This window comes from Verrucomicrobiota bacterium, assembly GCA_016871495.1.
GTDB lineage: Bacteria > Verrucomicrobiota > Verrucomicrobiia > Limisphaerales > VHDF01 > VHDF01.
In genome coordinates this window covers 1-13,307 of the sequence record VHDF01000026.1, presented here as the reverse complement: position 1 = coordinate 13,307, position 13,307 = coordinate 1, and the positions used below count along the sequence as shown (strand labels likewise).

At 60.9% G+C, this 13,307-nt stretch carries 8 protein-coding genes; 5 read left to right on the top strand and 3 right to left on the bottom strand.

The window, feature by feature from the left end:
• Positions 1-112: 112 nt before the first annotated feature.
• Both FJ404_07910 and FJ404_07905 read left to right on the top strand, forming a co-directional pair.
• Positions 113-1,516 (top strand): ATP-binding protein, encoded by a 1,404-nt coding sequence (locus FJ404_07910; protein ID MBM3822793.1) that lies wholly within the window; start codon positions 113-115, stop codon positions 1,514-1,516.
• A 7-nt stretch (positions 1,517-1,523) separates the two neighbouring features.
• Positions 1,524-2,825 carry a tetratricopeptide repeat protein gene (locus tag FJ404_07905; GenBank protein MBM3822792.1) on the top strand — a complete coding sequence of 434 codons (1,302 nt, stop codon included), beginning with the start codon at positions 1,524-1,526 and terminating at the stop codon, positions 2,823-2,825.
• A gap of 257 nt (positions 2,826-3,082) precedes the next feature.
• Here the strand turns inward: FJ404_07905 and FJ404_07900 are convergent, their stop codons facing one another.
• A complete protein-coding gene (locus tag FJ404_07900) occupies positions 3,083-4,642 on the bottom strand; it encodes a hypothetical protein (protein ID MBM3822791.1) in 1,560 nt (519 codons plus the stop codon).
• A 25-nt stretch (positions 4,643-4,667) separates the two neighbouring features.
• The gene (locus FJ404_07895; GenBank protein ID MBM3822790.1) at positions 4,668-5,693 is read right to left on the bottom strand and encodes a DUF362 domain-containing protein; all 1,026 of its coding nucleotides are present in this window, start codon (positions 5,691-5,693) and stop codon (positions 4,668-4,670) included.
• Positions 5,694-5,744: 51 nt separating this feature from the next.
• Between FJ404_07895 and FJ404_07890 the strand changes: the two genes are divergently transcribed.
• Positions 5,745-7,856, top strand: a complete 2,112-nt coding sequence (locus FJ404_07890) for a tetratricopeptide repeat protein (protein MBM3822789.1) — start codon at positions 5,745-5,747, stop codon at positions 7,854-7,856.
• 2 nt (positions 7,857-7,858) lie between these two features.
• Positions 7,859-9,331: a rhamnulokinase gene (locus tag FJ404_07885; GenBank protein MBM3822788.1), complete on the top strand. Its 1,473-nt coding sequence runs from the start codon at positions 7,859-7,861 to the stop codon at positions 9,329-9,331.
• Positions 9,332-9,373: 42 nt separating this feature from the next.
• Here FJ404_07885 and FJ404_07880 read toward each other — a convergent pair whose 3' ends face one another.
• On the bottom strand, positions 9,374-12,610 hold the full coding sequence (locus FJ404_07880; protein MBM3822787.1) for a hypothetical protein: 3,237 nt from the start codon (positions 12,608-12,610) through the stop codon (positions 9,374-9,376).
• 309 nt (positions 12,611-12,919) lie between these two features.
• On the opposite strand from FJ404_07880, the gene FJ404_07875 reads away from it, so the two are divergent.
• Positions 12,920-13,307, top strand: a 388-nt coding sequence (locus FJ404_07875; protein MBM3822786.1) for a hypothetical protein, incomplete at its 3' end; no start/stop codon positions are given.

Below are 13,307 nucleotides of genomic sequence, written 5' to 3'. Positions count from 1 at the left end.
CAGCCGAGCGAGGCGTGGACGCCGCCTCAAGCCTCGGGAGGCTGCCCCGCGGTCCCGGGGACCGATGGGTTTGCCTTTGCGTGCCGTGAGCACGGACGAGTAGAGTTCAGGCATGTCGTCCAAACGCGAAGGGTTGCGTCTTGCCCTGGAGCATTCGCCGCAAAACGCCCCTTTGCTCGCGCTCTACGGCCAGGCCTGTTTGGATGATTTTCAGCTGGCGGACGCGCGCGCGGCCTTCGAAAGACTCGTTCAACTGGAGCCTGGCGGCGTTGAAGGAAGGCTGGGTCTCGCCCGAGTGAACCTGATTGAGGGAAAATCCTCCGAGGCGGCCGTTCGAGTCGAACAATTGCTTCAGCAACACCCCCGCTGCGCGCCGGCCCTGGTGCTCTTGAGCCGCATCCACGCCGCGGAAGGCGACCTGGCCAAAGCGTCCGAACTCTACGCGCTGGCCCTGCAAATCGACCCCAGCCACACCGATCCCGGCATGGAAAAGGCCCTGCGGGAATTTCGATCGAAGTCGAAAGCAGAACCGCCGCGGCAACGGGCGGGCCTCGCGCAAGGCGGAGAGAGTGTGGAAGCCTCCGAAGACGATCCATTGGAGGAAGACCACGCGCCCCTGGGAGGCGATGCCTTCGACCTCGGCCTCGACGGCATGGAACGTCCAAAGCTCTCCTTTTCGGAAGTGGGTGGCATGGATGCGTTGAAGGAGGAAATTCGGATGAAGATCATTTATCCGCTTCAACACGCCGGCCTGTTCAAAGCCTACGACAAGAAAATCGGCGGCGGCGTGCTGTTGTACGGACCTCCGGGTTGTGGCAAGACGTTGATCAGCAAAGCCACGGCGGGCGAAGTTCAAGCCCGGTTTCTGGCGCTTGGCTTGCACCAGATCCTGGACATGTGGATTGGGAATTCGGAGAAACACATGCACGCCGTTTTCGAGCTGGCCCGCAAGAACGCCCCTTGCGTGTTGTTCTTCGACGAGGTGGATGCGCTCGCGGCGGATCGCAAGGATTTGCGGCAATCGGCGGGGCGCACGCTGATCAACCAATTCCTGGCCGAACTCGACGGCGCCGAAGGCAACAACGATGGCGTTCTCATTTTGGGCGCGACGAATGCGCCGTGGCACATCGATCCCGCTTTCCGCCGCCCGGGACGATTCGATCGCACCGTGTTCGTGCCGCCTCCCGACGAAGCGGCTCGAGCTTCCATCATCCAAGTCCTGGCCCGAGGCAAACCAGTCGGTGAACTGGATCCAAGAATCATCGCCAAGAAGTGTCCTGAATACTCGGGGGCCGATCTCAAGGCGTTGTTCGACCTGGCGACGGAGGAAGCGCTGGCATCCGCCATGAAATCGGGAAACATTGTGCCTTTGGTCACCAAGGATTTGCTCAAAGCCGCCGGTCGCCATAAGCCGACCACTCGAGCCTGGTTCGAGAGCGCGAAGAATTACGCCCTCTTTGCCAATCAGGGCGGCTACTACGACGAGGTGCTCAAGTATCTCGGTCTAGCCCCTTGATCTCGACATGGGCTTCGACGCTTCCGCCTCGGAATCCGATTTCGCCAGCGTCTTCCTGCGGGCCGAACTGCTCCTCGACCAGGGCCGTCCCGCGGACGCGGCAGAGTGGTTTCAAAAAGCCGTCGCGCTGAATCCCGACAGCGACGCCGCTCACGCCAAGCTGGCACTCTCCTGGATTCACCACGAAGCCACCTACGCGCGCGCGCAGAACGCGGCGAGGCGCGCTGTGGAACTCGATCCCGAGAGTTCCTTCAACCACGGCGTGCTCGCCATCGTGCTGCTCAACAGTTCCAAACCCGGCCAACACCAGCCCGAGAAAGAAGCCCAAACGTGCGCGGACAGGGCCGTGGAACTGGATCCCGAAAGCAGCTTTGCCCACGGCATTCGCGCCCTCGCATTCCTGCGCCGGGGCCGGCATCGGGAAGCCGAACTGCCCGCGAGAAAGGCGCTCGAACTCAATCCGGACAACACCACCGCCGCCCAAGCTCTCACCGTGGTGCTGGCCCATCTGGGAAAAAAGGAGGACCTCCGGTCCCTTGTCGAGTGGCAGCTTCAGGAGCATCCGAACGATGACGCGGCTCACGTCTCGGCCGGCTTCCAAGCATTGCACGACGGGCGCGTCAAAGAGGCCAATCTTCATTTCCAGCAAGCGCTCCGCATCGATCCAAGCAATGAGGCGGCGCGGCAGGGGCTCTTGGATTCCTTTCGCGCCCGGTCCTTCTTCTACCGCTGGTACCTGCAATTCTCGCAGTTCATGCGGACCACGGCGGGAGACAAGGCGCAGTGGGTTCTGCTCGGAGGATATGTCGTTTACCGGCTCACCCGCGAAACGTTGCAGAAATCGCATCCGGGGCTGGCCGGCCTTTTGGGCGCGGTCTGGCTCACGTTCGCGCTCTGGTCCTTTTTCGCGCGGGGATTGGGATCGTTGCTCATGCTGACGGATCCGTTTGCGCGCGCCGCCGTCCGCGCTTCGGAACGCTGGGAAGGCATTTGCGTCGGAGGCGCCGTGCTGGGAGCTTTCGCCCTGTTTTCGGGTGCCGTCCTCGCGGGGTCGAAGGACGGCATCGACGCCGCCGGCGTGCTCGCGCTTGGAGCGGTGCCGGCCGCCTGCGCATTCGCAAACGACCATGTGACGTGGAAGCGTGTGTTCACCGCCGCGGCAGCCATTGCCGGGGTTATGGCGCTCGCGCACACGGCAGGATTTCTGTGGGGTGTCGATTCGCCGCTTCTCGATGCCGCCGGACTGGGCGCGGTCCTGATCGGTGTCGCCGCCACATGGATTGCAATGCTCTCCGGATTCAGGCTGTGATCCCCGGGCCGACGGCCGCATCAGGACGGTGAACCTCCCGACTAACTTGATACTGAAGTTACTCACCCTTCCGCACCCCGGCCCGGCGGAGTTCTCATGCTAGAAACGGCAATTCAGCAGCGTCGAGATGCGCAAAAGCTTGAGTGGCAAAGGCCTGCCGAAAGTTGAGGTGGATCCGCAAGGTGATCCATTGAAACTTGAGAAAGGCCTTTGCCGCCAAGATCTGGCGACAGATCGATGCTGATCAATTGCCGCTTTTAGGTTGAACGCTTCGAGGAAAGGGCGCGGCGCAATAAATTATGCGTGATCCGCTGCACGCGGTCGTCAGGTCCATGGGGTCGGCTCCAATGCGACCAGGGCAAGGTATGCCCCGGAGGCCGCGACAATCCCTGAGCCCAAAAAATGGAAGCCGCGTTGAAAACAAAATTTCCCTTGGGACCTGGATAAAGCGTGGAGGTCCATTGCTGCGGACGATCGCCTGACACCCACGCACTGCCCGCGCCAATCACATCCAACCCCGGGATCTCGGCGGGCTGCCCATGGTATTCCCAGCCGATGAGACCGGGGATGCGCTCGCCCTTCTTCATGCCGGTGCCCTCAAAAGCCCAGTGTTCCGGCGCGGCGCAAATCCAGTCGCCGCCTCCATTGACAGGCTCCACGTTGCGCGCACCGATCAGGAATCCCTCGTCCGGCCCCCGCTCGGGGAAAGGGCCGTGATCGCGCTCCCTTTCCACCGCGTAGGGTTGTTGAGCGCCGTAGGGTCCGCCCCGAAACAGAATGCGATGGGGACGCCCGTCGAAACTCTCCCGAAACGGAGACACCCAGCACACCGAGTTCCCGCAAAGAAAAAGCAGATTCACACCGGCGTCACGAAGGGCTTCCACACTGCGAAACTGGCGCAAATCCCAATACTCGTCATGCCCCACACTGATGAACGCCTTGCAGCGCAAGGCCCGCTCCGGCGTCAGCAAGTCACTGTTCGAGCCGTAGGTCACATCGTAACCGTGCTGTTCCAAAAAATAAGCGAGCGGAAACTCGAACGAGATGAATTCCCCGGAACCGACCGAAAGCGGGTCATTGACGATGTCCCGATATTGCGCCTGGCGTCCGTACGGGCGGTCAAAACTCACATCGGCCCAGGGGCCCTGTCCCCCCTTGGGATGCGTGTAAACCGAATACCGGCTCGGCCAGCGATTGTAAGCTTGCCAGGTATTGTCCGAGCACTGAACGAAGATGTCCGCCGGACGCTCGTCCCGCACGATGAAGATGACATAGCTTTGCCAGTACGCCTCCGCGGGAGACTCCGGCAGCGTGGTCATGCGCCCGAGATAAACCCCGCTTGGCCAATCCTCGGGAATCGTCAGCTCGACGGTGGGTTCCCAACGGCATTCATGCAAATCTTTCGCGCCCGGCGCAGGCGTGGGCTGCGTTTGGCCCGGAAATACCCCCAGATCTCGCATGAGCCGGGCTCCGCGCCCGCCGTAATAACCCATCCGAAAAATTTCGAGATGAAACCTCCGGGCCGGCTGGGTGGACACCATGATCGTCAGCCTGTCTCCCGCACGTAGACTTTGCTTCGAGCAAAACCCCTCGATCCAGGAAGAACGAAACTCGGCCTTGTCCAACCTCACCCGCGTCAGCTGCCAATCCCGTGCTCCGGACTTGCGATTCTCGGAGGCGATCAGCCCTCGCGTGCGGGCCGGCGTCGGGGCAGCCGCGCCGGCGACAGGGGAAGTGGCCGCAAGCAACGCCGCGCTTCCCTGCAAAAACCGGCGGCGTGTCGAGCGTCCCGGACCTGGATCAAAGGATGGGGGCATAGGAGTTTCGCGGTGGCTTTCTGCGTCATGGTAACTCGATGAGCTCAATGCGAGCGAGCTCCGAATGGCCCAATTCCAGGAGGGAAGCGTTTTCCAGAAGCTGGCGCACCGCCTTCTTCTCGCTCTGTTTCCGCCCGGGCCGAAATTGATCGATGTCATGAATCGACAAAGCGTCCAGGGCGACCGGGTCGGAGGAAAACCTCAATTCCTGAGTCACCGCGGTGTAGTGCAGCAAGGAACGCTGCTCACCCTCGTACTGGCAAAGCAACGCGTCCGTAATGTTCAGCACGACACGATCGGAGAATTCCTTCTGCGCATAGATCTCCGGCACCGCTTCCGCCAGGAGGGCCGGACTGTTCTCGAAGCGAAGTTGATTATCCACGCCGCCCATGGCCAGCCCGTAAAGGTGGCCATACACACCCACGGCGTTGTGATTGAACAACGGATGAATGTTGATGATCTTGGTGATATCCCGCGTGAGCAACCGTGAGATATGGGAGCGGCGGCTGACCTTCTCACCTTCCCCTCGGAATTGGAGATCGCCCCAAATCAACCGTCCCAAGACCGCCGCTTCATAAAAGGCCGCCTCGTCAAATCCGGCATCGGCACTTCCCGCCAGGAGAACACCCCACTTCTCAGCAAGCTCCCCGTAACCTGACCGCCGCAGATCAGACAGATGGCGGTCCCATACGATGATATGATGGGGGGGCACCCCCGCCTCGATCAAACCCTGGATCACGGCGGATACCACGACCGCACGGGTTCCGCTGAGCCGGCCGGGCGAAGCATAAACCTTGATCCCAATCCGGTCCGAAGGTTGCACGAGGGTTTGCCAGGCCTGGGCCACGGAAGGTTTGCCCGTGAATGCGATGATCCCCTTGCGGCACATGTCGATGACACGCTCCGAGGATGGCTCGAAGGCCGAGACCGCCTCGAGATCCTTGGCCACGTAAACACGAGCCTTCGCCGGAAGGGGAACTCCTCCCGAGCCGGCCTGCGCCAGCAGTCCCGCGCACACGCTGCTGAGAAGCAGTGACACCAATCCTGGCATAAACCAATTCACTCGTAAAAACAGGGCGTTTCTTGACTCATCGGGCGGCGGATGTTACCACCCAGCCCAGTGCTGAACACCAAAAAACGGGGGCTCAACCCCGACACGGGGACTCTTCAATCCTCGATTTCGGGGAGCGCTCCTTCCGTCCCCTGCGCGCAAGCCCCTCGTGGCATCGATGGGCGTGAGCTTTCTGCTCAAAGGCGTCATGGCTACAAGTCGCTTTGGACCGCTTTTTTCCTGGCGGCGCTCGGTTGCGGTTGCGCGCCGAGCGGACCCAAAGCTTTGATGCAGGGAGAGAAGCTGATCGCACAGGGCAAGTATGTTGACGCTGCCGCGATGTTGGAACGCGCCACCAGGGATATCCCGGAACAAGCGCAAGCCTGGAACCATCTGGGGCTGGCTTACCATTACTCGGGTCAAAAAGAGAAGGCCGTTCAAGCGTATGCCAAGGCGCTGGAGCGCAATCGCAACCTCGAAGTGGTCCACCACAATCTCTCGCAGCTCTTCCTGGAACACGGTGAGATTCCTGCCGCCATTGATTCGCTGACCCGATACTTGATTCATAAACCCGACGCCGCCGAATCCTGGCTGCAATTGGGTTTGTGCCATCTCCGGTTGCGACAGTGGGACGCGGCGGAACGCGCCTTGCAGGCTCACTTGCGGTCAACCCCCAAATCGCCGGAAGCGCTCAATGCTTTGGGACTCATCCAAGTCCAGCGCCGGAAGTATCGCGAAGCGTATTCGCAGTTCCACGCCGCCACCCAAGCCCGCCCCGGTTACCCACCCGCCGTGCTGAACATGGCCACGGTGGCCATCCAGTTTCTGAATTACCGGGCCTTCGGCGTTCAGAAATATCGCGAGTTCCTGGGCTCGAATCCAGAAGCTCCGCACGCGGCTTCGATTCGCCAATTGCTTCAGCAACTCCAGCCGGAGACCCACGTCCCGCCACGGATTGCAGTGACATCGAATACCCCAATCCAGGTTGTCAAATCCGCGCCCACGAACTCGATCACATCTGGAACCACGACCGCTGTCCAAGTGGCCTCCTCACCCGCCCCTTCGAATGCAATCCTGCCGCCGCCCATCCCGCCGCCCCGGCAGCTCAGCAATCCCCCCCCTGCCAACGCCACCCCATCGGCCGAGAAGCCACCTGCACCCCTCGTCGCCACCCCAACTGCGATCGCGGATAAAGCACCGACCCCCGCCGCACCAGCCACTTCCGCCCCGATTGCAGCCCCTCTGCCCGTGGTTGTCGTCCCGGCGGGAGAGGAAGAACCCAAGCCGGCAACCGCCCCCATCATCGAAACCGCTCGCGCCCCCCAGACGCCGAATCTCGCTCCCAACACAGACGCTCGCTCTGAACCCGGCGGGGAGATTCAGTCCACCCAACCCCTCGATCGCCCAGGCCTTCTCTCCAGGCTCAATCCGCAGAGTTGGTTCAAGAAATCCGAAAAGCCCCCCACGCCGCTCGACAAGGATCCCGAACCACGCAAAGCGCCATCGCCTGCCTCCACCAGTCCGACGGCACCCGACAAGAAACCCACTTTGTCGCGCGTGACCAACCCGCGCCCGGCAGTCGAACCACAGCCCACACCGACCACCCCGGCCCCTGCCACCCCTCAACCCAGTCCACCTCCCGCTCCCAGTTTTCCACGCTACACCTATCGAAAACCCCCTGCGCCGGGCTCCGGAAATCGCGAGGCGGCACGCACCGAATTTACGCTCGGCGCCTCTGCGCAGGAACAAGGCCGATTGAGCGAAGCCATTTCGCATTATCAAGCTTCAGCACAAGCCGACCCTGCTTTTTTTGACGCCTGGTTCAACCTTGCCATTGCGCAGGGACGATTGGGCCATTCCCTCCCTTCCCTCGAAGCCTACGAACGAGCGCTCGCCATCCAGCCTGATTCGCTTTCAGGCCGCTTCAACTTTGCCTTGGCACTCCAAAAGGCCAGTTTTCCGGAGGATGCCGCCGCCGAATTCTCCCGCCTCGCCCGAGATCATCCGCGCGAAAGCCGCATTCCTTTCGCCCTCGGCAACGTTTATGCCCAGACGATGCGGCGACCCGATCTCGCGCGAACCCAGTACGCGAGAGTGCTCGAATTAGAACCCAACCATCCCCAGGCGCCCGCGCTTCGGCATTGGCTGGCTCAGCACCCTTGACCATGTCCACCCACTACCTCGCCTGCGACCTGGGCGCCGAGAGCGGACGCTTGATGTCCGGAACCTTGGATCAAGGCAAAATCGAGCTCCGGGAACTGCACCGCCTTCCCAATACCCCGATCTCCTCCTCCAACTCCCTCCACTGGAACATTCCCGCTTTGGTGGACGGGTTTCGAGCCGGTCTTCGCGCGGCCAGTTCAACCGGCCACACCTTCAGTTCGTTGAGCACCGACTCTTGGGGCGTGGATTATGTTCTGCTGGACAAGGACGGGCAGCTCCTCAGTCCGACGTTTCATTACCGCGATTCCCGCACCGCCGAGGGGGTTCGACGGGTGTTCGCCAAAACCGATTGGTCAACGGTGTTCGATGAAACGGGGTTGCAGTTCATGCCCTTAAACACGTTGTTCCAGCTGGCGGCCGAAGACTCTTCCCGGCTGCAGCAAGCCGCTCGAATTTTGGGAATTGGCGACTTTTTCAACTTCCTTGCGTCAGGCATTGCCAAAACCGAACTCTCCCTCGCCAGCACCTTTCAACTTTACAATCCCGTCGCCCGCCGTTGGTCGTCGGCGATGCTTCAAACCGCCGGTGTTCGTGAAGACCAGCTCGGAGAAATCGTTCCACCAGGCACCGTGCTCGGCCCCGTCGTCAGCGCGTTATCCAAACTGCCGGGGCTGGCGGAAGCCCGGGTCGTGGCCTCGTGCTCCCATGACACCGGAGCGGCTGTCGCCGCGGTGCCCGCTCAGGGAAAAGGATGGGCCTATTTGAGTTCCGGAACTTGGTCGCTCATGGGATTGGAGCGGCCGGCACCCGTCGTCACCGCCACGTGCCGGGACTTGAATTTTACCAACGAAATCGGCTTTGGCGGTGCCATCCGCCTCCTGAAAAACATCAGCGGACTGTGGATCATCCAAGAATGCCGCCGTTCCTGGGAACGCCAAGGGATGAGGTTTGATTACGACTCGCTCTCACGCCTGGCCAGCCAAGCAACCCCTTTCCGTTCTCTCATGGTTCCGTCGGATCCAAGGTTCCTCGCTCCGGCGGACATGCCGTCCGCCATAGCCGCCTATTGCATGGAGACCTCGCAGCCGGTGCCGGATTCCCCGGGAGCCTTCGCGCGGTGCGCCTTCGAAAGTCTGGCCCTGCTTTATCGCCACACCCGTGACCAGCTCCAACAACTCACGGGCGAACCTGTCGAGCATTTGCACATCGTCGGCGGCGGCAGCCGCAACCACCTGCTCAATCAATTCACATCGGATGCCCTGCAGTGCCCAGTCCTCGCCGGTCCCGTGGAAGCCACCGCCATGGGCAACGTGCTGGTCCAGGCCATCGCTCTTGGACACCTTCCCTCTTTGGAAGCAGCGCGTGATGTGGTGCGACGATCATCGCCCTTGCGGGAATTTTCCCCGGGCAACGCGCAGGCGTGGGATCAGGCCTTTCTCACCTTCCAGAGCCTCCTCCGACATTCGGCGGTATGACCGCCGTATGCTCGCAAGGTTCCTTCTCCCTTCACTCGACCCTCAAGGTTTGACGGCAATTGTGCCGATGCCGTATGCGCCATTCGGCACCCAAAATCCTTCCTCGGGAGATCCGGCCAATTTCGTCATGTCCAGCCACGTGCAGGACGAAAAGATACCGGTGCCGACTTTGACCAGTGCGTCGGCAGGCTGCCACCGGAAGAACTCCAGCTTGCCTCCTCCTTGCAAAACCCCGATCCAATCGGATCCCAACGCCAACCCGTCAGCGTTGCCGCTGAGATTCGCGACCGATCGAAGTTCGAATTTCCCGGCGCCACCAAGCTTCCAAACTTCAATCTTGGCGGAGCTTGCTTTGTCTCCCGGCTTCGAGATCAAAACTCGACCTTCCTGAACGCGCGACTCGCGGGGCCAGGATTCCGGAAGGGGAACCGCGTCAATCAAACGTGCCGACACACCGTCGTAGGCACTCGCCTGAATGTATTCCTTCCAGTCCGTGGTCAAGGTCACCGGATCCCATACCGGAGCCGCCGTGTAGATCACTTCCCCCTGATGCGAGAGTCCGCGCAACTCCCCGGGTATGTTCACGGGCTTTCGCACGGTCGGAATAGCGGGATCCGCAAAATCAACCACGTCCAGAAAATACCGGGTGATCCAGGTTCCCATGGGTGGCGTGATCAAAACCTCGTTGCCTCGTTCGTCCAGCGTCATCACAGGCTTCGGCATCTCCTGTCCTTTGGGCAAAACATTGGGCACAAATTCGGAAGACTGATGGCTGAGGTAAACTTTGGTCCCGGATGCGAAGGCCTGGCTGTAATTCCACCAGGATTGGGTTTCGTTGACGCGAGTCATGCTCACCCATTGGGGCAAACCCGCCCCATTGATCTGACTCGCGATCAGCCTTGAACCGCCTCCGCCACCCCACCAAGGCCCTCCCCTGCCGATGAAAGCAGCATCCACCACGGCAAGCCTGGCCCACGCCCAATACGGATAGGATCGATCACTCCAAACCAGCGTCCCGTTCTCCAGCCAGTGGGCTTCGAATGTTCCCCAATATTCTTCCCCACGCTCGGTGCGGGTGGTGGACCCAAGAACTTTGACCAACGGCAAAGCACTGACATCGACAACCGTCATGGTCAGACTCGCCGCGTTGGTGGACTCCGGTACCCAGGGACCTTCGGGAGTGGGTTTCCACTTCACCTCCGAGGAAACACCCTGCAACAAGACCAGCCGCGGACCGGAAAGGCTCGCGCCAAGGATCGAACCCAAGGCCGCGTCCAAGTCGAGCTTGGCCAAAGTTTGATCCTTCGCTGAGGTCGTGCTCACCCGAACCCCGGGCACGCTTGCCCCCAGCCAGGATCCACCGTCGGCAACCGACAGCAAGTGGCTGCCGATTTTGAAAATCCGATCCGCCGGCCACGCCAGCTCCAATCGAGCCGTTACCTTGGGCACATCTCGATTCGCCGCGTCCACCACCAACAGGGCCTCGCCCGAAATCGACAAGACGCGCCCGTTTCTCAACTGGGTGCGCCGGGGCTGAAAGGTGTGTTCGATCACGCCTCGCTGCACGAGTGCCGTTCTCGAAAGATCGATCAATTGCACTCGGGAAGCGTAGCCGTTGGACGTATTCCCCTGGTAAGGCAGCATGATCAAGCCCTCGTCCTCAAACACACTGAAGGCCTTCTCGTCGTGATTCGCCTCGCTCCAGGAGTAGTTCTCCCCCAACCTCACCCGGCTCAACATCGAGGGCTTCGCGGGATCCGCCACGTCGAACAACGACACTGCAACACGATTCGTCTCCACCCCCACCGAGACCAAACGATCCCCCATCGGGTGGATGTAACTCGACCATCCCGGAATCTCCAGTTCCCCATGAATCACCGGCTTGGCGGGATTCGTCAAGTCGATCACCCACAAAGGATCGATCCGCAGGAAAGTCACGGCGTAAAGCCGCTTGCCATCGAAGCGCGTCGCGAACAGCCGCTCCCCAAATCCAGTTTCCAAATGACCGAGTTTCACAGGTTGAGCCGGATCCGCAATCGAGTATGTCTCCACTCGCGTCGCCAGCCGGCCCCACCCTCCTGCGGTATTCCTCAACTCGCTATCCCATCGCTCCACCACCAGAGCCAGCACGTCCCCGTCAATGTGCAATTTGAACTTGTCCAACAACTGACCCAAAGGACGAATCTCCGACCATGTCTTCATCGTCCCATCCGGGTTCGAAATATCCACCACCTGGATCACCGAACGCCAACTGGCTCGAGGATCCATGTTGCTCAAGAGAAAGAATCGGTCCGTGGCGTAGACCACCGTCTGATAACCCGGCGTCCAAAACTCAGAACGCTTCCTCGGATTCAAGGGATCAGCAAGATCTACGGAGACGAGCTGAGTGCCCCATTCCCAGTGACTGGGACTCTCCAGCGTCGAACCAGGAGGCACCGGCACCGGCTTGCGGATCTCGCGATACCGCTGCGAGGCGACATACAACACCGACCCCACCATGCGTGATTCCACAATGCTTCCTTCCAAAGGCACAGAAGCCAATACTTCAGGCTGGCCCAGAGTCTTGACCACCACCGCAGCACTCCCCACCTGATCCCATGAAGCCTGATGACAATTCTCTCTCGCCAGTAAGACCACCGGCCCCCCCTCCAATACATACATCTGCTCGCCCGCCATGGCCATGGATAGGGTCCCCTCCAGCTTGGGTTGATCCGGATCTGCCACATCAATAATCTGCAGTCCCCGATACTGATTGAAAAAATAAACCCGATCCCCCCGCACCTGCCAGATATCCGACTCCACAACCGCCCTTGCCGATTTGTCTCCCCCTGTCGTGCGATTGGCCTTCGGCGCCCCAAGGGCATCCTCCGCCATTCCGGGAACCACCCCCGTCATCGGAGCTGAACTCGACGGACCCCCAAATTGATTGGTTCCCCGCTGCCACGATGCCGGCACTATTTCTTCAGTGTCCACCCTGGCCCGCAATAGCTCCACCGACTCCGATAATGGGAACTTCAGTTGAACCACATTGACAACCGATGAATGTTCCGTGCGTACCACCGCCTTCGGCTGCCATGCCCCTCCTTCCGCGCGCGTCCGGCCCTCAATGGTCACACGCTTGACCCCGGCGGGCACTTCCACCCGCACGACGACCTCTTTCCCCACCACCTCGATATCCAAGATCGACGGCAGTCCGGTCGCAACGGACCCAGCCGACCATCCCAGTACACCCCCAAGTAGACCCACCGCCAGGATGATCAACAAACGTAACAGCTTCATATTCAACTCGGTCAATCTACCGAAAACGCGTCGTTTGGAAAGTCTCCAGTCGCGCTCCCCGCACCGCCCGGGTCAACCAAGCCCAGGCTGCCCGGGCGGTGCCACCCAGCGACCGTACTCAAACAACCACCACTCTATCTATGGACACCGCAGCCCAAACCGGACAAGCATTTTCCGTGAGGATCGAATGCTCGCGGATTCGGCCGGAAGCGAAACGCCATGACGCTCCTGGTCTGACCGGAACTGTCGTGCGAACTCGCTGGAAGTAAACATTGCGGCCATTCCCACTGCGACGACTCGGAAAGCGAAATGACGGGACTCACCTTCTTCTCCGCGCGGTTGGGCAATGCTGCCCTGCGTTTCAGCCTCGTCCTGGTTCTCCTCATCGCCGCCTCCTATCCCGAGGTCGTGCTCGGCATTTCCACTTTCTTCTTCCGCGATTTCGGTTACTTCGGCTTTCCCCTCGCCCGTTATCTCGAACAACACCTCCTCTCCGGGCAGCTTCCGCTCTGGAATCCTCTCAGCAACTGCGGTGTCCCCTTTCTGGCCCAATGGAACACCATGGTCCTCTACCCAGGCTCCTGGCTCGTCGCCCTCGTGGGCGCCGATCGCGGCCTGGGCTGGTTCTGTCTGGCCCATCAAGCCTGGGGCGGCCTGGGCATGTTCCTCCTGGCCCGCCACTACTCAGGCAGCCTCC